Annotated in this window: 14 protein-coding genes and 1 CRISPR repeat array; all 14 genes read left to right on the top strand. The window is 48.4% G+C overall.

The window, feature by feature from the left end; genetic code table 11:
• The first annotated feature begins 28 nt into the window (after nucleotides 1–28).
• Nucleotides 29–2,758 (top strand): PD-(D/E)XK nuclease family protein, encoded by a 2,730-nt coding sequence (locus tag BLP80_RS01970; RefSeq protein ID WP_090539632.1) that lies wholly within the window; start codon nucleotides 29–31, stop codon nucleotides 2,756–2,758.
• The gene (locus BLP80_RS01965; protein ID WP_090539630.1) at nucleotides 2,755–6,192 is read left to right on the top strand and encodes a UvrD-helicase domain-containing protein; all 3,438 of its coding nucleotides are present in this window, start codon (nucleotides 2,755–2,757) and stop codon (nucleotides 6,190–6,192) included. Before BLP80_RS01970 ends, BLP80_RS01965 begins: the two co-directional genes overlap by 4 nt.
• Before the next feature lie 422 nt (nucleotides 6,193–6,614).
• Complete coding sequence (locus BLP80_RS01960; RefSeq protein ID WP_218120344.1) at nucleotides 6,615–7,478, top strand: helix-turn-helix transcriptional regulator; 864 nt, start codon at nucleotides 6,615–6,617, stop codon at nucleotides 7,476–7,478.
• Nucleotides 7,418–7,582, top strand: a complete 165-nt coding sequence (locus tag BLP80_RS16070) for a WCX domain-containing protein (protein ID WP_371128799.1) — start codon at nucleotides 7,418–7,420, stop codon at nucleotides 7,580–7,582. Before BLP80_RS01960 ends, BLP80_RS16070 begins: the two co-directional genes overlap by 61 nt.
• Before the next feature lie 137 nt (nucleotides 7,583–7,719).
• Nucleotides 7,720–8,052: an HIRAN domain-containing protein gene (locus BLP80_RS01955; RefSeq protein ID WP_090539628.1), complete on the top strand. Its 333-nt coding sequence runs from the start codon at nucleotides 7,720–7,722 to the stop codon at nucleotides 8,050–8,052.
• Between the two features lie 20 nt (nucleotides 8,053–8,072).
• Nucleotides 8,073–8,342: a DUF433 domain-containing protein gene (locus tag BLP80_RS16555; RefSeq protein WP_090539626.1), complete on the top strand. Its 270-nt coding sequence runs from the start codon at nucleotides 8,073–8,075 to the stop codon at nucleotides 8,340–8,342.
• Nucleotides 8,343–8,406: 64 nt separating this feature from the next.
• Nucleotides 8,407–9,390: a type I-F CRISPR-associated endonuclease Cas1f gene (gene cas1f / locus BLP80_RS01945; protein ID WP_090539624.1), complete on the top strand. Its 984-nt coding sequence runs from the start codon at nucleotides 8,407–8,409 to the stop codon at nucleotides 9,388–9,390.
• Nucleotides 9,387–12,314: a CRISPR-associated helicase/endonuclease Cas3 gene (locus BLP80_RS01940; RefSeq protein ID WP_090539622.1), complete on the top strand. Its 2,928-nt coding sequence runs from the start codon at nucleotides 9,387–9,389 to the stop codon at nucleotides 12,312–12,314. Before cas1f ends, BLP80_RS01940 begins: the two co-directional genes overlap by 4 nt.
• A 2-nt stretch (nucleotides 12,315–12,316) precedes the next feature.
• The gene (gene cas7fv / locus BLP80_RS01935) at nucleotides 12,317–13,291 is read left to right on the top strand and encodes a type I-Fv CRISPR-associated protein Cas7fv (RefSeq protein ID WP_090539620.1); all 975 of its coding nucleotides are present in this window, start codon (nucleotides 12,317–12,319) and stop codon (nucleotides 13,289–13,291) included.
• 9 nt (nucleotides 13,292–13,300) lie between these two features.
• Entirely contained in the window at nucleotides 13,301–14,329 is a 1,029-nt protein-coding gene (gene cas5fv / locus BLP80_RS01930) for a type I-Fv CRISPR-associated protein Cas5fv (protein WP_090539618.1), read from the top strand.
• 12 nt (nucleotides 14,330–14,341) lie between these two features.
• On the top strand, nucleotides 14,342–14,986 hold the full coding sequence (gene cas6f / locus BLP80_RS01925) for a type I-F CRISPR-associated endoribonuclease Cas6/Csy4 (RefSeq protein ID WP_090539616.1): 645 nt from the start codon (nucleotides 14,342–14,344) through the stop codon (nucleotides 14,984–14,986).
• 116 nt (nucleotides 14,987–15,102) lie between these two features.
• Nucleotides 15,103–15,519: a TA system antitoxin ParD family protein gene (locus tag BLP80_RS01920; protein ID WP_090539614.1), complete on the top strand. Its 417-nt coding sequence runs from the start codon at nucleotides 15,103–15,105 to the stop codon at nucleotides 15,517–15,519.
• Nucleotides 15,516–16,100, top strand: coding sequence for an ATPase (locus BLP80_RS01915; protein WP_090539612.1), 585 nt, complete (start codon nucleotides 15,516–15,518; stop codon nucleotides 16,098–16,100). The genes BLP80_RS01920 and BLP80_RS01915 overlap by 4 nt, the downstream gene beginning before the upstream one ends.
• Before the next feature lie 137 nt (nucleotides 16,101–16,237).
• Nucleotides 16,238–19,026: a CRISPR direct-repeat array (repeat unit 28 nt; unit sequence GTTCGCTGCCGCACAGGCAGCTTAGAAA).
• Between the two features lie 176 nt (nucleotides 19,027–19,202).
• Complete coding sequence (locus BLP80_RS01910) at nucleotides 19,203–19,430, top strand: 2-oxoisovalerate dehydrogenase (RefSeq protein WP_090539611.1); 228 nt, start codon at nucleotides 19,203–19,205, stop codon at nucleotides 19,428–19,430.
• Nucleotides 19,431–19,500 lie beyond the last annotated feature (70 nt).

The following is a 19,500-nucleotide window of genomic DNA, read 5'->3' as shown; positions in this document are numbered from 1 at the left end:
TTTTGCTTGTGAGGGCAATCTGGAATTCATGAAAGCTTACCGGCTTGATCCACTGCTGGCTGATAGCGTGGATATTCTCGCTAAATTAAACCAAGGCATCACGGTAATTACCGGAAATCAGCGCCTGGCTCACGTGCTTCATCAACATTTTGACCAGGCGGCAGTTGCTGGGGATGCAGAACCCTGGCTGACACCGGATATTTTGCCGTGGAATAGCTGGCTGCAACGGTTATGGGAGGAAGCCCTGATATCAGGCGCATTTTCTGAATTTGGACGACTGCTTACGCCTTATCAGGAGCGTGCTATTTGGCAGGAGATGATCGCTTCGGATCTGTCATTTCAGCCGATGAGCAGGACTGCGTTCCAGGTGCAGAAAGCCTGGCAGTTGCTGCAGGAATGGTGCTTACCGCAAAATGAGTCAATTTTTCAGTACAACGATGACAGCCGATTATTCTGGAAATGGCAGTCATTCTTTCAGCGTATTTGCCAGCAAAAAGGCTGGTTATCGATCGCCTGCCTACCGGATCAGCTCAGGCATTGCTTTGCGCGGGAAGCATTGCAGGCACCCAATGAGTTGGTGTTAACCGGCTTTGATGAGCTCACGCCTCAGCAATCTGTTTTGCTGGAAACGCTGGATCGATTGGGTTGCAAAGTGCAGTGGCTGCAATTAAAGCCAAAAAACAGTCAAATAGCCCGGATTGCGAGCGCCGACAATCGTCAGGAGGCGATCTTGATGGCGCGCTGGGTGCGGCAGAAGCTGGAGCATCATCCTGAGGCGCAAATAGGGATTGTAGTGCCAGAGCTGTCTTCTCACCGTGAAGTCGTTACGCATGCATTGGATGAAATCCTGATTCCGCAAATTTTTCATCCCGGGCATTCGAATCAGGAGCGCCCCTACAATGTGTCTCTCGGTAAGTCATTGGGCGCCTTTCCGCTGATCACGGTGACATTGAAGCTGCTTGAACTGTTCAAGCCTACGATCAGCCTCCAGGACGTGAGCCTGTTGCTTCACTCGCCCTTTATTGCGGGCTGGGAGCAGGAGTCGAGCGCACGCGCCTTGCTGGATGTGCGGTTGCGCGAAACGGGTGAGCCCAGTGTATCCCTTGATACCTTGCATTATCATGCGTCAAAAACAAATCGCAGCTATGCCTGCGCCGTACTGGAAAAGAAACTCGATATGCTGAGAACGTGGCTGCAAACCTGTCCACGCAAGGATCATCCAGGGCAATGGGTGCAGCATTTCGCCCAGCTACTCAAGACGGTCGGCTGGCTGGAAGGATACCGCTTATCGAGTGATGAATATCAGACAGTTGAAGCGTGGCATGCCTTATTGGCGGAATTGGCTACGCTGGATTGGGTAACGGGAGAGATATCATGGTCTGCTGCATTGAGTCAGCTTGGGCAAATGACTGGAGAGCGCATTTTTCAACCGCAAACAGGCGTTGCACCGGTTCAGGTGCTCGGCCCGCTCGAAGCGCATGGTATGCAGTTCGATCATCTATGGATCATGGGGCTGCATGATGGGGTATGGCCGCCATCGCCCCAGCCTAATCCCTTCATTCCCTTGCCATTACAGCGCAAAAATGAGTTGCCGCATTCAAGCGAACAACGTGAATTGTCTGTGACGCGCAGGCTTACCCAGCGCATCATAACGAGCGCCGATGAGGTGATTGTCAGTTATCCGCAGCGGAATGGCGAGGAAGCATTGCGTCCTAGCCCTATGATCAAGGATTTCCCCTCTCTGGCAGTGGAGTCGCTGTTAGTGAGTAAGATCGTTTCATGGCGTGATACTGTGCATCGTAGCGCCCAGTTGAGTGAGTGGCTTCATGATCCCGCGCCATCTCTGGCGCAGACGACAACCAGCGGCGGCAGTCGCATTTTCAAGTTGCAGGCGGCATGTCCCTTCCGGGCATTTGCGGAGTTACGTCTGGGTGCCGGGCCGCTGGGGGGAATCCAGATCGGCTTGAATGCCATGGCGCGAGGTAATCTTCTGCATCGCATCATGGAAAAAGTCTGGGATAGGCTAGACTCGCACGAACAATTGGTCGCATTGCCAGATACCCAACTCAGCACACTGGTGCTGGATCAAATCAATGCGGCTATCACTGAAATAGCGCCGCATTATCCGCAAACATTTACCCGACGCTTTAGGGCCATGGAGGCTGATAGGTTGCATCGTCAAGTACTGTCATGGCTGGATCTGGAAAAAAATCGTTCGCCTTTCCGGGTCATTGAGAAAGAAAAAAAATATGAATGGGTTGTGGGCACGCTCAACATTCAGCTCAAAGTCGATCGCATCGATGAAATCGCAGACGGGTGTCGATTGATCATTGATTACAAAACAGGTGAAGCCAAAGCCAGCCAATGGTTCGGAGACCGCCCCGATGAGCCGCAATTGCCGCTCTACAGCCTGATTTCCACCGAGAATCTTGCCGGCATGGCCTTTGCCCAGGTGCGAGCGGGTCAGATGGCATTCAGTGGCGTCACAATGGAGGAGGGAATTTTGCCTGGAGTGAAATCCCATGAAAAGCTGCCGCAGACCCGTGAGATAGGCGACTGGCCGCAAGTGCTGGCGCATTGGCGAGCGACCCTGGAAAGGCTTGGCGACAGCTTCTGCCGTGGCGAAGCGGCGGTCGATCCCAAGCAATACCCTGCCACGTGTACCTACTGCACGCTACACCCGCTGTGCCGCATCAATGAATTGACCTTGCTGGATGAAGCCGATGCCGAGGCAGGGGATAAGGGGAATGAATCATGACGATACGACCGGAAGTCGCCGACCAGGCCGAGCGGCTGCGAGCGCTCGATCCACAGCAGTCTTTTATCGTTCAGGCGCCTGCTGGATCAGGCAAAACTGGCCTGCTGACCCAGCGGTTTCTGGTACTCCTGGCGAGAGTCGATTCACCCGAGGAAGTCGTAGCGATCACTTTTACCCGTAAGGCCGCAAGCGAAATGCGCCAACGGATTCTGCAGGCATTGACCACTGCTCAAGATACTTCGCCTCCGCAAGAAGAATACGCACGCCAAACCTGGCAGCTAGCCCAGCGTGTGCTGGCGCACGATCAGGCCAAAGACTGGCAATTGCTCGAGAATCCTGCCCGCTTGCGCATTCAGACGATTGATTCCTTGTGCGCTGGACTGGTCAGCCAAATGCCCATTCTTTCTGAGTTCGGTGTGCTGCCATCGATCGCGGAGGAAGCATCCGATCTCTATCAGGAAGCGGCCCGGCAAACGATCGAGGTAGTCGAGTCGGAGGGTGAATGGTCGGATGCCATTGCGCATTTGATCGCGCATCTGGATAACCGACTGGACAAGCTCCAGCAGTTGATCGCGAGCATGCTCGCGCGGCGTGATCAATGGCTCGCTTATCTGGCGGGGCCCCATCATGAAGTGCTCATGCGTGACAAACTGGAAGCCGGATTGACTGAATGGGTGACCGATGCGTTACGAACGCTCGTTGATCAGGCTCCTGCCGTTAATCGCGCGGAGATCGTCGCTTTGGCAAAGTTTGCCGCAAACCAGCCTGAAACGGGCGATTCTGTCATTGCGCATTGCCAAACCCTGCAGGATTTACCAGGTTGGCAAATCACCGACCGGCCGCAATGGGAAGGACTCGCCACCTTGTTGTTGACGAGCAAGGGCGAATTGCGAAAGAGAGTGAGCAAAAATGAAGGGTTTCCTCCTGCTTCTCAGGGAAGTCATCCAGAAGAAAAGGCGCACTATCGCGAGATGAAGCAGCGAATGGAGGACTTGCTGCAAGCATTGGTGACTGAAAATGAATTTGTCCAGCAACTGGCCTTGATCCGGACATTACCCCCGCATCAATACAGAGAGGATGAATGGGAGACGCTGCAAGCATTATTCAAACTGCTCACAGTAGCGGCGGGGTATCTGGAAGTCACATTTCGTGAAATGGGGCAGGTCGATTTTCCAGCGCTGACACTGGCTGCGATTCAGGCGCTTGGGGAACCTGATGCGCCCACCGATCTGGCATTGGCATTGGACTACCGTATCCAGCACTTGCTGGTCGATGAATTTCAAGATACCTCGTTCAATCAGGCCGAGCTGCTGGCGCGATTGACCGCGGGCTGGCAACCGGATGATGGCCGCACGCTTTTTCTGGTGGGCGATCCCATGCAATCCATTTACCGCTTCCGGCAAGCTGAAGTAGGCTTATTCCTTGAGATCCGCGATCATGGCGTATTTGGCCAGATTCCACTTGAATTTCTGCGCTTATCGGTCAATTTTCGTTCCCAGCAGGGGATCATCGACTGGATCAATCAGCATTTCCCTGCCATTTTGCCCGCAAAGGACGAGATAGCCTCAAGCGCCGTGTCCTATGCACCGTCCGTCGCTTTTCATGCAGCCACTCACCCTGAAGCGGTCACCCTTTATCCTTCGCTGCAACGGGATGATCAGGCCGAGGCGCAACAAATCGCATCGATTGTGCAGCAGGCCAAAATGGCCTATTCGAGTGGCACGACCGCCATCCTGGTTCGGAACCGCTCCCACCTCGTGCAGATCATCGCGCAACTGAAGCAGGCCGGGCTGCGTTTTCAGGCAGTCGAAATCGAACGGCTCACGCACCGATCCATAATCCAGGATTTGCTTGCCCTGACCCGCGCCTTGCTGCACCATGGCGATCGTATCGCCTGGCTGGCGTTGCTGCGTGCGCCTTGGTGTGGATTGACGCTGCAGGACCTGTATGCCTTGGCGGGTGGCGATTTTCAAAAAACGATCATTGATTTGCTGCGGGATTCAACCCAGCTTGCGCAACTCAGTGAGGATGGCCAGCAGCGGCTTGCCCGCGTACTGCCCATCGTTGAAAGCGCGATCATTCAGCAGGCAGCACGTTCCTTGCGCAGGAATGTGGAAGGCACGTGGATCGCACTGGGCGGACCGGCCTGTGTGACGGATGAAACGGATCTGGACGACGCGGAGGTTTACTTCCAGTTGCTGGAAGAATTGACCGAAGCCGGTCAACTGCCGGATATTCAGATACTCGATGAACGTGTCGCTCGACTCTACGCTTTGCCGGACGTGATGGCGGATGGCTCGCTGCAGCTCATGACCATCCATAAGGCGAAAGGACTGGAATTCGATACGGTGATCCTGCCGGGCCTTGGCCGGACGGGCAAGCATGATGAAACCAAGTTACTATATTGGATGAAACATCAACTCAAATCGGGTTACCCCGCATTGCTGCTTGCACCGATCAGTGCAATGGGTGATGACGCCAATCCGATTATGACCTCCCTGCGGCAATTGGATAAATCAAAAGGCTATCGGGAAAATGGCCGCTTGCTATACGTTGCGGCCACACGCGCTAAACATCGCCTGCATCTGTTCGGCCATGTGAACCACTCGGATGCAGAGATCATGGAAATTAAGCCCCCGCCTGAAAATTCCCTGCTGGCGCGGCTATGGCCAGTAGTAAAAGCGCATTTTCAGGCTTTGCTGAATGCTCAGGTTAGCGATAAAGAATCGGCAGAAAATGCCTCGAAAGAACTGACTACTCAGTGGCTACCCCTACTTCCGGCTAAACGATTTCGTCTGGCGGCGGACTGGGCTTCCCCTCCACCGCCTGAAGCTGTCAAAGTGACCATTGCAGCCTCGCGCCAGATCACGGAAGAGTCGATCGAATTTGACTGGGCGGGCGAAACCGCCCGGCAGGTCGGCACAGTCCTACATCGCTTGCTGCAGCATATCGGTAAAACCGGCATCGAATGTTTTGGCCGCCAGGATTTGTTCCGTTTTGAACAGGCTGGCCGGGTTTTGCTGATGCAAAATGGGGTCGCGCAGACTCATTTCGATCATGCGTTGATGCAACTATCCACCGCACTCAAGACCCTGTGGGAGGATGAAAGAGGCCGTTGGATTCTAAGCGGACAGCATGCCGACGCCCATTGCGAATGGGCATTGAGCGGCATGCGCGAAGAAGGACTCGATCATATCGTCATGGACCGAACTTTTGTCGATGCAACAGGCATACGCTGGATTATCGATTACAAAACAGGTACCCACCTGGGCAGCGATATCGAAGCCTTCCTCGATCGAGAACAGCTGCGCTATCGCCCGCAACTGGAACGCTATGCGAACTTGATGCAGCAGAGAGAGCAACGACCTATCCGGTTAGGACTGTATTTCCCGATGCTCAGAGAATGGCGGGAATGGCCATATGCGATAAAGTGAATACCTGACTCATTCTCGTACTGCTCGCCCTGAGTCTGTCGAAGGGCGAGAGGAAGAAGTAAGTCCATCACACTTTGTGGCATCTTTTTGAAGCACCCCGAATAATCATTGCCCTTCCGCGACATAAAGCAGTTACCCACAGCCTTATCCACGGAATTTGTGGATAATAAATTCTGATTATTAAAACCCAGACCTGCACCATTCTCCCAGCGACCCGGTTTTACTCGTCCGGGTATTGCTGTTAAGTTCTACTCCGACCAGCCGTTTGTTATGTATTGCCGCTGGCATGGCTGGTATGATCGATCAAAATAGGAATGCATTTCTCATAAATTGCGTAGCTTGTGGTTAAATCCACCGTTATTCATCCAGGAGCTAAGCCGGGTTAGCCATGCGGTATAACAAAAATAAACAGAGTAGCCAGAATGGACCGTCTGCAACGCATTTACAAGCTGCACCAAATACTTGCCACCAGGCGGCAGCCTGTTTCACGACAAATACTCGAGGAAAAACTCGAATGCTCACACGCCACGGTCAAGCGCATCATTGACGAATTGCGGCTGTACTTTAATGCGCCGCTGAAATACGACCGTGAACGCAATGGCTATTTCTATGAGACCCGCGAAGGGGAGGTCTTTGAACTACCGGGACTGTGGTTCAATGCTGATGAACTGTATGCACTGTTGACCGTGCAGCAGTTGCTGGAACAAACTCAGCCCGGGTTATTAGACGATCGTCTCAAGCCGATAAAAGCCCGTCTGGAAAAAATTCTTGCCACTATACAGTCAAACAAGGATGAAATCGCCAGGCGCATCCGTATTTTACAAATGACCGCAAGAAAACCGGCCACGGAGCATTTCCAGTCCGTGACCAGTGCATTGCTGCAAAGAAAGCGGTTGCACATCCTCTATCACAGTCGCAGCAACGACCAGACTACCCAGCGCCAGATTTCACCCCAGCGCCTCACTCATTATCGCGATAACTGGTATTTGGATGCTTATTGCCATAAGCGTGAGGCGCTGCGCAGCTTTGCCGTCGACCGTATCAGCGCATCTCATTCGCTCGATCAGGCTGCGCTCGAATTCAGCGACGCTGAACTCGACGTCCATTTTGCTTCCAGCTACGGTATTTTTGCCGGCAAACCTAAAGAGACCGCCGTGTGCTTTTCTCACCCGAGCGCGCCCGCTGGGTTGCCGATGAACAATGGCATCCCCAGCAACAAGGAACACTGTTATCCGATGGCAGCTATGAACTGCGCATCCCTTATGCCAATGCCAGCGAACTGGTGATGGATATTCTGAAGCATGGCGCTGGAGTGGAAGTATTGGAGCCGGCTGAATTACGGCAGGAAGTCATCACTCGCCTGCGGGCAGTGATAAAAAAATATGGTTAGAACAGGGTCAGATTTTGAGCCTGCAGGTGAGGGATAATGAGGATAACCATAAACTCATTTACAAGAAAATATCATGTCACGGCGCTTATTCCTGAAATCACTTACGACACTGATCAGCGGGCTTACTCTGCCTGCCATTGCGCACGCCAAATCGAATCCAAACTGCATGGAAAACCTTACAGATTTCACCTCTGGCTGGATTCCAGTATTACCACGGTGAAACGCTCTGGCCGCAATTCTCTGTTGGCCAGCCGCTTACCCTGGTGCGCGAAGCCGATAACCCTTATGACGAGCGTGCTATCAGCATAACCTGGCAAGGCCACAAACTTGGCTACATTCCGCGGATGGACAATGCCGCAATCTCGCAATTGCTGGATCGTGGCGAGAAAATGTCAGCTTTGATAGTAGGGTTGAAAAAAAGTAATAATCCGTGGGAGCGGATCGTGGTGGAGGTGAGATGGCAGATATAAATAAACAGTATTGCTGAAAGATTTGTGTTGTTAAAAATCCGGATGTATTAGCGGGAAAACTGGTTATTTCCGGAACCCGTATTTCAATCGAACTGATCCTCGATTGTCTTGCTTCTGGCTGGAGCATAACAGAATTTATTGAGAATTATCCGAGAATTGCACAGAAGGATGTCCTGGCAGCTTTGTCGTTTGCTGCGAATGTCATGCGGATGAAGCCATTTTTTTTACAGTTAATGAAGTTGAGGAAAGCAATAATCTTGATAAATATTGAGCTTGTGAGAGGAATGTAGTGTTTCAAAATAGAAGTCAATTGCTCTGCATCTTTTTGTTTTTGAATTAGGGGGATATTACTAAATGGAGCAATTAACCGATTTAAAAGCAATTCTGCACTCCAAACGAGCCAATATTTATTACCTGGAAAAGTGCCGTGTGATGCAAAAAGATGGGCGTGTTCTCTATTTGACAGAAGCCAAAGATGAGCAACTTTACTGGAATATTCCGATTGCCAATACTACGGTTATTTTATTAGGTACCGGGACTTCAATTACGCAGGCGGCGGTACGCATGCTCGCATCGGCCGGTGTTTTGATCGGTTTCAGTGGTGGCGGCGGCACACCGCTGCTGATGGGAACTGAAATTGAATGGCTCACACCGCAAAGCGAGTATCGCCCCACAGAATATGTTCAAGGATGGTTATCTTTTTGGTTTGATGATGAGAAGCGATTAAAAGTCGCAAAACACTTTCAGCTCTTGCGCATCAATTACTTGCAAAGCGCATGGAGCAAAGATAAAGATTTAAAAAATGAGAGCTTCTTTATCGACGACCAGGATGTCACGCAAGCATTCGCGGGCTACACGAACAAAGTAGAACAAGCCGCTAATGTAACCGAGTTATTGTTGATCGAAGCGCAGCTCACCAAAAACCTCTACAAAGTCGCCGTCAGCCGAACCCAGCAAAAAGACTTCGTGCGCAATTACGACAGCACCGACAGTGCAAACGCTTTTCTGAATCATGGTAATTATTTGGCCTATGGCCTTGCAGCAAGCACACTCTGGGTATTGGGAATACCGCATGGTTTTGCTGTGATGCACGGAAAAACTCGCCGCGGCGCACTGGTGTTCGACATCGCCGATCTGGTCAAAGACGCCATCGTCCTGCCTTGGGCCTTCGTTTGTGCCAAGGAAAAAATGAGCGAACAGGAATTCCGCCAGCAAATCCTGCAAAAATTTACCGAACACAAGGCCATGGATTTCATGTTCGAGCAAGTCAAGCAACAAGCTCTACAAAATCCCCCTTTCCCCCTGGGAGAGGGACGGGGTGAGGGGAATCAATCATGATGGTTACCTTCGTCAGCCAATGCGAGAAAAAAGCGCTTAGTCGTACCCGGCGAGTACTGGATGCTTTTGCCAACCGCATCGGCGACAACGCCTGGCAAACCGTCATCACGGAAGAAGGATTGATCGCCGTCAAAACCCTGCTGCGCAAAACTGCCACCAAAAATACCGCTGTGGCTTGTCATTGGATCAGATCGCGGAGTCGAAGCGAGTTGGTTTGGATTGTGGGGAATCGAGACCAATTCAATCCGCAAGGCATCGTGCCAGTAAATTCCACCACCAAGGAACTCATAATGGACATACCCAAACAAGCACCTAATCCCAATTTTCTCTATGCCAACACCCACCTACAGGCATTGGCAGAACATTTGTTCGCTGTGGGTTATGTAGCAGAGCAACTGCTAGCGCGTTTGACGCCGGACAATAAAAACGGCGCAGACGCGACATTTGTCGCGGGTTGTTTGCACGATGCCGGGAAAATCGATCCTGCCTTTCAGGATTGGGTGAGAAACCCGAAGAAAAAAGATTGCCAGGCGGAGGACGGCCAGCACATAAACGACACCAAATTCAGCTTCGAAAAGCATCCGCGCCATAACGAGATCTCTGTTCTGCTTTATCAATTACTCGATCCTGTCTCGTTCAAAGGTATCAGTACTGGTCACAAGAACGCAATCAAGCATACTATTTATTGGCACCATGCCAAACCATACCGTAAGGAAAAAGACCCTGAGTTTTCGACGTTTGGCGGAATTCATAAAAAATTTAACGGCAATTTAGGGTCTCTCCAGTTTTCGGAAATCGTTGAGAAAGCACAACGGCTGTTACAACAAATTGGTGAAATTGATCAAAAATATCGGAACACCGAAACATCGTTGATTAACAGAATTTACTGCGAAACGGTAGATTTGGATTCATTGGCTAACATCAAGACAACACCGCTACCCAACTACAAAACGTATGAGCTGGAAAATCGTATCGACGATTATCGACAGCAAATTACCGCCAACGCCCTACACAATCTAATGCGCGCGTGTGTCGTTTCCGTAGACCGATTGATCTCCGGATTATCCGCTGAAGATTTGCACAACCATGTCAGATATCAAACTTTACACCGTTTGGTCGACGAGACCTTGCTGTCAGAAAGTAGTTTGTGTTCGCAAATTCAATCCTGCATGACGCAATTTCCGTCCAGCGAGCGCACTAGCAAACAGCATGAAATCGCCGTTCAGCTCAGCAAAGTAAACGATGTTGCCGTTCTGTCTGGCCCAGCCGGATGTGGTAAAACCAAGATTGCATTGGAGTGGGCAATGTTAAAGAATGGTCAGCAAATCATTTGGATTTGTCCACGTGTACAAGTCTGCCAAGGTTTATTTCTCGAATTGACTTCCGAGCAATATTTGCCAGACACCAATATCGAAATTAATACAGGCGAGTTCAAATACACCAGAAAATGGGGAAAAGGTACGGCGGAAGACGATTTTTTTTCTGGCGATATCGTCATCACTACCATCGATCAAGTATTCAGCACCATTATCACCCACACAAAGGTGAACACGCTGATTAATGTCTTGAACGCGCATGTCGTATTTGATGAGTTTCACGAATATATCGCCATGCCGGCGTTCAACCTGTTATTTGCAGAATTGGTCGAATGCAAAAAATCTCAAGGAAGGCTTGCCAATACCTTGCTGGTTTCCGCCACACCGCATTACTTTTTCCTTGACGCCGTCATAGGGATTCAACCGGAAGACATTATCGAAATGCCCAGTTTCAATCCTAGTAAATATTCTATTGAATTCAAGATATTCGATGAAATACTACAGGATGAAAGCAACCCGCTGTATTACGAGCAAAGCGGTAATACCATTGTAATCAGTAATACCGCCCAAACTGCACAAAAAAGCTTTATTCGCAATCAGAATGCCGAAAATGCAATATTGCTACATTCCAAGTTCAAAAAAAGCGATAAGCACAAATTGTTCGATGAAGTGTACGAATCCTTCAAAAAAAACGGTACTCCAAAATACAATGTATTGCGAGCCGGGCCGATTGTGCAGGCATCGTTAAATATCACTTCCGATTATATGGTGTCCGAACTCACGACTGCAGAAAATTTTCTGCAACGTTTGGGTCGGCTCGATCGATTCGGAGCCAATTCTGCAACCAATATTTACTGTGTTGCTGTGCCGGAATTGATCCATCAAGGTAAAGGCACCGGAGCAGCCGCCCGATTCCTAAACCGGCAATATTCCTTCGCCGCCACCAAGGTTTGGTATCGCTTTTTGCAAACCGAAGAAATTGAGAACCAAACAATCCAATTGCCAAAGCTTTATTCGCTGTACCGAAAATTTCATGAAACAGAACTTGCCAAGCAGGCAATGGAATCGGATTTATTGGCTTGCTTCAAACAGGGCGTACAGTTGATTCAAAACAAGGTTGTCGATCCGATTACCATTCCACCGAAAAAAACTACTGAGAAAGGTCGCAGCAAAATCAGCAAACATTCTTTACGCGGTGAAAATCGGTTTGTGCAAATGGCGATATGCGAGGTTAGTCAATGGCCAAAGATCAAATTCTTGAACGAATATGCTTACCAAGCTCCAGTGAGCGACCGCGAGCAATTCGACAATTTGACTGCGTCGCTGGATGAAATCCAAGGCTACGGCGATAGCGATAGAAACTTGTTGGCTTACATGAAAAGCAAACACCACAATATTATCGGTGGTCAGAAAGCATACAAAGATTTCATTTTGCTCAACGAGGCAAGAGACCCGGAATTTCCCGTTTATCTAAGCTATACCCCAGAAGGTCTGGACCAGGTTGGCGGGGAAAGCGCGCGGCATAGTTATGCTATTTACTATGCCGTGTGCGACAAACAGCCCATCGGCGCAATTTCAATCAAGCAATTAACAACTAACGAGGATTAAGTATGCCAAAAATTACCGGAATTAAAAGCGTGGATTTTAAAGTAGTTGCTTATGGATATGGAGTGGTTAACTGGAATGGTCCGACTACTTTGCAGAGCGATGGGCGCATTATCGATAACCATTCGATGCCAAAATTACGCGGCTATACCAATTTAACCGGCAAAGAAAGTGATAAAGGCTATAAATTGAAAAAAGACCCGTCGGAAATCGATTTTAAACAAACACCAATGTATATCAGCCAAAACTGTATAAGGCACCATATATTTAGAGATCAAGCCTTTGATCTACATTACGCCAAGGATAAAAATCTGCTTTCTGTGCTAACGTCGATCACCGGTTTGGTCCGCGGTTATGTAGTTCCAGCCAGTCAATGTAAACGAACCAGCCCGTTGCTATTGGAAGATTTCATTGATCAATTGGGTAACGGCAATTTCGAACAAATGGGGCGTTCCGGTACCAAAGAAAAAGACAAGGACGATAAAGGCGATGATATTGCCAGCAACTCTTTTTTCTCCAAAACCACGTTTGGTGAAACAGAATATTTAGCTTACGGTTCAATCAGTATTGAACAATTGCAATTCATTTCTCTGGATAAAAAATTCGACCGGGCTTCAATGGTTATCAAAGACGGTGAAGGCGAAAAAGTTGCTCAGGCAGTACAAGGTTTCATTAAATCAATCGACCCTAACCGTAATCCCAAGGCTGTGTTTCACTCCAACTACGTGCGTGGTGGAACGATTTTCGAGGAAGGCGAAGTCGGCATTTTATTAGATAACGAAGCGACAGATATTCTCGTCAAAGAAACATTGCGCATGATTGAAGAACTTAGTATTCGTCAAGCCAAAGGCTATATGTATGTCGATAACTTGCTAGTTGATTACAACGACAGCAACAAAATGATGCGCATAAAGCGCAACTCAGCCGGAATTAACGAAGAACCAAAATCCCCTTATACCATTTATTTTTATGCCAAATAGGGAAGAATCATGCGGATTACTATTAAATATGAAGCATCCTGGCGAAATTCGTTCTTGGACGGTTCCAATAACGAACCATTACCAAAAGGTGGTCGGACATTTGTCGGTTCAATGACGACTTTGGGAAAACGGGATAATCAAGGCAATTATCCGAATTTTATCAAACGTGAAATTACTCATGACACAGTGATGGGAGTATTGAATCGACTTATCGGTGATCAAAGAAAGCTTTATCAATCCAGAAATTGTCCTAAATACTTCTTTTCAGATTTGGAAGAATGCATATCTTTTAACGACCAGCAGAATCAAAGTGAGTCTGTCAATGCTGAAACGGTTTATATCCGAAATATGGAAGGAAATACAGATCAGAATTCATTCACTGGAATGATTAAAGCAAACGATCCGGTTTTTAGATCAGATTATTCAAACATTTTTTGGGGAGTTTTGACGCTTGATATTGAAAACCTTTGCCGCTTTATTATTGATGAAAGCTTTCAAATACACTCTTCCAAGCAATTTGATCCTTTAGACGCTTTACAAAAACTGGATGAATTAAACAAATTAAAGGCCATTGATATTGAAATGGTAAAGAATGCTTTGGATACATTGCAGAAACGTTTTTCTGACGTGGCTTATAAAATCATCGAAAACAAAATAAAACCAATTGAATTGTACTGTTCAGCGTTGTATTTGCAGATTGGTCGTTTAAGTCAGAAATATGACGTATCACTCGCACTTACAAAAAATGGTGGTTTAGCCGGTATTTCAAAACGTGGTTATACGCCAAAAGATTTTATGGATCGATACACCACGGGTAGTAAAAAACCAATATGGGGAAATCCATACCAGCTGAAGGAAAAACGCAAAGGCGAAGGTGAAGTGGTTTCTTTATTAACCAAAGCAAACGGTACGCTGGAAATTCTTCTCGATATTCCAGAAGATAAAGCTCAGCGGTTGAAAAGTATGATTGACGATGCTGGTGTGTCAAGTTTCTATTTAGGCAAGAAAGGCTTGGCGTATGTTGATGTTATCCGGTGATAAGGAGAAATAATGAACTATTATCAGGAAATCAGCTTGTTATCCAATGCTGAAATTAATTTTTTTAGCCTCTGGTCCAAAACCTTCCAGCAAATCCACCTTGGCTTGGTTGAAATCCAGGATGCTCAAAAACGCGTGCCGATCGGCTTATCCTTTCCCGAGTACAAACTGGGTGAAAAATTTGGTGTCCTGGGCAGCAAGTTGCGGTTGTTTGCGCCGGATGAAACTGTGCTAACCCAGTTCGACGCGGACAAACGATTAGGCCGTTTGAGCGATTACGTGCATTGCACTGGTATCCGTCCGGTACCAGGCGCAGTCAAAGGCTATGCTATTTATCAGCGTGAGCAACCTAAAACCGGCAGAGAGCGGTTGGCCCGGCGTTATGCCAGGCGGCATGGGCTAGATTACGAAACCGCGTTCAATGGCAAGGTTGAATTGAGTGCAAGGTACGATAATACAACCGAGTGTGAAAGAATGTTGATGAGCTACAGTGAAATGCCGCATAAAACCATCACCACACCGTTTATCCGACTGAAAAGTTTGAGTAACGGTAATACATTTTGCTTGTGGATTAAGAAAACGGATGTTGAAAATTATAATGACGGAACTTTTACGACTTATGGCCTGAGTTCCACAGCAACCGTGCCTGAATTTTAGACCATTTGCCGTATCTGCTGCCGAGCTTTCGGAAACAGTCATTTAAAACAATCACAAATAATTTGTAGCAGACTGCTACAATATGGTGGTTTTGTAATGATATGTGAGGCATGACTATGGCAAAATCGGCATCCCCCATTCGGTTGCAAGAAGAACTGATGAAAGCAGCAGAGTTGACTGCTGACCGTTTTCATCGCAGCACCGCCGAACAGATAGAGTTTTGGGCGGAGCTCGGGCGTTCTGTGGCTGATACGCTTGATCCTGATGTGATGTTATCCGTCAAGTTGGGGCTTTCAAGAATAAAAGTGGAACCCGTCTATGGCATTCCAGTCGATCCGGCTGAAGTTTTTAAAACACTTGAGAACGACCGGAAAAACGGATCGCTGTCCGGGCGTGTTACATCCGCAGCGATCCGCTATCAGACTTCATCAAAACATCCGGGGTATCTGGAGCGTATTGATCAGCAAGGCAACATCACTACCGGCCGTTTTCAGAACGGCCAGTTTATTCCATTGAATGAAAGCGTCACTTGAAAAAAGAAAAACAACTCTGGCTGCTTGCGGGCGGCAACGGCGCCGGAAAAACTACGTTTTACCGGCTGCAACTTAAACCGCTCGGTATGCCTTTTGTGAATGCGGATATCCTGGCGAAGCAGTTACATCCGGATCAACCCGAGCAATACAGCTATGAAGCCGCTAAAATTGCCGAAGCCATTCGTTTGCGGCTATTACAGGACGGACGCACGTTCTGTTTTGAAACCGTTTTTTCTCATCACTCTAAAATCGATTTTGTTGCCAATGCAAAAGTGCTGGGTTATGAAATTGTGCTTGTCTTTATTCACCTTGAACAGACACAACTCAACCTCGCGCGTATTGCGCAGCGGATGAGCGAAGGCGGCCATGCTGTGCCGGATGAAAAAGTTAAGGCGCGAATACCCAGAGTATTGCAATTGGTTAAGCAGGTTTTACCGCTATGTGATCAAGCATACATCCTGGACAACTCTCGGGCGGATAGCCCGTTTCAGCAAATAGCGGTAATACGCAACGGATGTCTTGAGTTAAAGCGAGTATCGATTCCAGAATGGTGTGAGGAATTGCTGTCAGATTATCTGTGATTTTTATACCTATTTTTTTCGTTCTTTAATAATTTACAAAGAATCAGTTACTTATTAATTACTGAAAAATTATTAGGTATTTTGTTCATTTCACATTAAACGATTGTTGTTTATAGTTTTTTGAGTGTTATACTCCAGTTCGCTGCCGCACAGGCAGCTTAGAAATGAGACAAAGATGATTGGTTTGTCGGTTTCAAGTTCGCTGCCGCACAGGCAGCTTAGAAAGATCAAGGCCGCAACGATGGCTCTACGTCTCGGTTCGCTGCCGCACAGGCAGCTTAGAAAACTGATTCATCGATATCGATAATTCTCTGTTTGTTCGCTGCCGCACAGGCAGCTTAGAAAAAAATGGATGGCCCGGGAGATCGCTTTAATCAGTTCGCTGCCGCACAGGCAGCTTAGAAAGCTAGACATCGCCATTCCTGCGCTCTTAAGCAGTTCGCTGCCGCACAGGCAGCTTAGAAATCTTTCGGAATCGGGCTTTTTGATAAATGCCAGTTCGCTGCCGCACAGGCAGCTTAGAAAAAATACGTAATCAAAGGTTGGTACAATGTTCCGTTCGCTGCCGCACAGGCAGCTTAGAAATCTTAAAATCGGTATCCGCTCAGATCAGACGTGTTCGCTGCCGCACAGGCAGCTTAGAAAAAATATCGTTTGTCACACGGGCCTATATTTATGTTCGCTGCCGCACAGGCAGCTTAGAAAGTACATAAAAGAATTATTAAACAATTGGAGGAGTTCGCTGCCGCACAGGCAGCTTAGAAATTTGATAAAATTGGTATGCTAATTGTTTAATTTGTTCGCTGCCGCACAGGCAGCTTAGAAATTGCAGGTGGCATCTCAATAGAAGATGTTCCGGTTCGCTGCCGCACAGGCAGCTTAGAAATTTTAAAATATCCCAGGGTGTCGGCATAAATCGTTCGCTGCCGCACAGGCAGCTTAGAAATTGAAGATTTACGGCAAAAGACGGGGGGAAGTGTTCGCTGCCGCACAGGCAGCTTAGAAATGACTACTCATTACTAAAATCCAAAATCCAGGGTTCGCTGCCGCACAGGCAGCTTAGAAATCATAACCAACTTCTAAGCATTTTCGCTCATAGTTCGCTGCCGCACAGGCAGCTTAGAAATTTCATTCTTAGGTATTTGATCAATCGCCCACGTTCGCTGCCGCACAGGCAGCTTAGAAATGTTAAACGTAACTAGGATGCCGAAGCGCGGAGTTCGCTGCCGCACAGGCAGCTTAGAAATCAATGGGATATCAATCTTCTTAAATCTGATAGTTCGCTGCCGCACAGGCAGCTTAGAAAACCAGATTCTTCAACCACCGCATCGCGTAGATGTTCGCTGCCGCACAGGCAGCTTAGAAAAGATTGTAAACGCTTTCGCCCTAGCTTTTAGCGTTCGCTGCCGCACAGGCAGCTTAGAAACATTAATGATACAGCCCGGACATTGGTATCATGTTCGCTGCCGCACAGGCAGCTTAGAAATTTATTGATCGGAGAATATGATGACTATTCGCGTTCGCTGCCGCACAGGCAGCTTAGAAAAACACAGCATCCGACAAGGCAGCGTAAACAGAGTTCGCTGCCGCACAGGCAGCTTAGAAAAGTCAAAGTCCACGTTATGACCGACCAGGTATGTTCGCTGCCGCACAGGCAGCTTAGAAAATTGCTAAGACCCGAAGAGATTTGGTCTACCAGTTCGCTGCCGCACAGGCAGCTTAGAAAAGTTGGAAATGATCCTGATAAATCTTTCGCCCGTTCGCTGCCGCACAGGCAGCTTAGAAAAAAGAAATAGCGCGATCTATATTAAGCAGATTGTTCGCTGCCGCACAGGCAGCTTAGAAAACTCGCGCGCTTTATTGTAGATGTGACTGAATGTTCGCTGCCGCACAGGCAGCTTAGAAAAAAGAAGTGAGCGAGGCCATCCGGCGAAAAGCGTTCGCTGCCGCACAGGCAGCTTAGAAAGGCTGCCGCATTCATTGCGAGCGTTGCGCTGTGTTCGCTGCCGCACAGGCAGCTTAGAAAATGCGCGATGCTCAGCAAGAGATAAAGCGGCAGTTCGCTGCCGCACAGGCAGCTTAGAAAAGTGACTAAAAATGGTTTTCCGCGCAGCGTGCGTTCGCTGCCGCACAGGCAGCTTAGAAAAAAGAAGTGGGCGAGGCCATCCGGCGAAAAGCGTTCGCTGCCGCACAGGCAGCTTAGAAAGCATGACGAGTACCCTGCATCCAGGGCGTCTCGTTCGCTGCCGCACAGGCAGCTTAGAAATACGACTCCGTAGCCGTTGCTGTGTGTGGATTGTTCGCTGCCGCACAGGCAGCTTAGAAATGACAAAGCAGTAGAACCAACGACCATTAGTTGTTCGCTGCCGCACAGGCAGCTTAGAAAAATTATCATTATCCAGTGGTAACTATGAGATAGTTCGCTGCCGCACAGGCAGCTTAGAAAAGTGATAATGAGTCGCTGGCACTTCTCAGATTGTTCGCTGCCGCACAGGCAGCTTAGAAAAGTCGCTATTGCCGCGCACAGCGTGGTAGGCGGTTCGCTGCCGCACAGGCAGCTTAGAAAAGCTGCTGCAGCAATGATTTCAGCTCGGGATCGTTCGCTGCCGCACAGGCAGCTTAGAAAGATACTGAGATAAACATGCTGGATTTCACTAGGTTTGCTGCCGCACAGGTAGCTTAGAAAGGTCGAATATCGGCTTAGAGCGCGCCCGGAAAGTTCGCTGCCGCACAGGTAGCTTAGAAAATAGGAAAGACGATGGCGTATACAATTCCGATGTTCGCTGCCGCACAGGTAGCTTAGAAAGGGAAGAAGGCGACGCTATTAATGATGACAACGTTCGCTGCCGCACAGGCAGCTTAGAAAGCTCACACGCCCAATGTAAAGTTCTTTACTCAGTTCGCTGCCGCACAGGCAGCTTAGAAATTGCATATATGCGTGCCTTTGCCAAAGCGTGGCCGGATAGTGAATTTGTGCAAGCGGTGCTTGCACAATTGCCTTGGTATCACCAGTGATGTGCTGAACTTATCGGAAGATAATCAGATTCTCGTAATCGAAGATATATTACCTTCTATCGTAATTTCCATTAAACAGGTATAAGAATGAATAAAGCAAATGAAATTTTCTTTTTGGTCGAGGGAACATCTGAAGGCGGCTATACCGCCCGTGCGCTGGGTGAATCGATTTTTACCGAGGCGGATGATCTTGCCAGTTTGCATCAGCAAGTGCGCGATGCCGTGCATTGTCATTTTGATGAAGGTAAGGTGCCGGAAATGATTCGCCTTCATTTCGTAAGTGTTGATTCTGTTGTCGTAGGTAGCGCCCAGTAGCCATCCTAGGTGAAGCTCAAAATGATCTGTATGAGGATACTCCTGCAGTATTAAGGTAGTTTTTGTCTGG

The sequence above is a fragment of the Nitrosomonas sp. Nm132 genome (assembly GCF_900100485.1).
Taxonomy (GTDB): Bacteria; Pseudomonadota; Gammaproteobacteria; order Burkholderiales; family Nitrosomonadaceae; genus Nitrosomonas.
The sequence above is the reverse complement of the archived record's forward strand: the minus strand, read 5'-3'. Positions and strand labels throughout refer to the sequence as shown.

Bases quoted from the DNA above. Each gene is read 5' to 3' on its own strand.
- BLP80_RS01970 (WP_090539632.1), top strand. From the start codon at position 29: ATGAAAGCTTACCGGCTTGATCCACTGCTGGCTGATAGCGTGGATATT.
- BLP80_RS01965 (WP_090539630.1), top strand. From the start codon at position 2,755: ATGACGATACGACCGGAAGTCGCCGACCAGGCCGAGCGGCTGCGAGCG.
- BLP80_RS01960 (WP_218120344.1), top strand. From the start codon at position 6,615: ATGGACCGTCTGCAACGCATTTACAAGCTGCACCAAATACTTGCCACC.
- cas1f (WP_090539624.1), top strand. From the start codon at position 8,407: ATGGAGCAATTAACCGATTTAAAAGCAATTCTGCACTCCAAACGAGCC.
- BLP80_RS01940 (WP_090539622.1), top strand. From the start codon at position 9,387: ATGATGGTTACCTTCGTCAGCCAATGCGAGAAAAAAGCGCTTAGTCGT.
- cas7fv (WP_090539620.1), top strand. From the start codon at position 12,317: ATGCCAAAAATTACCGGAATTAAAAGCGTGGATTTTAAAGTAGTTGCT.
- cas5fv (WP_090539618.1), top strand. From the start codon at position 13,301: ATGCGGATTACTATTAAATATGAAGCATCCTGGCGAAATTCGTTCTTG.
- cas6f (WP_090539616.1), top strand. From the start codon at position 14,342: ATGAACTATTATCAGGAAATCAGCTTGTTATCCAATGCTGAAATTAAT.
- BLP80_RS01920 (WP_090539614.1), top strand. From the start codon at position 15,103: ATGGCAAAATCGGCATCCCCCATTCGGTTGCAAGAAGAACTGATGAAA.
- BLP80_RS01910 (WP_090539611.1), top strand. From the start codon at position 19,203: ATGAATAAAGCAAATGAAATTTTCTTTTTGGTCGAGGGAACATCTGAA.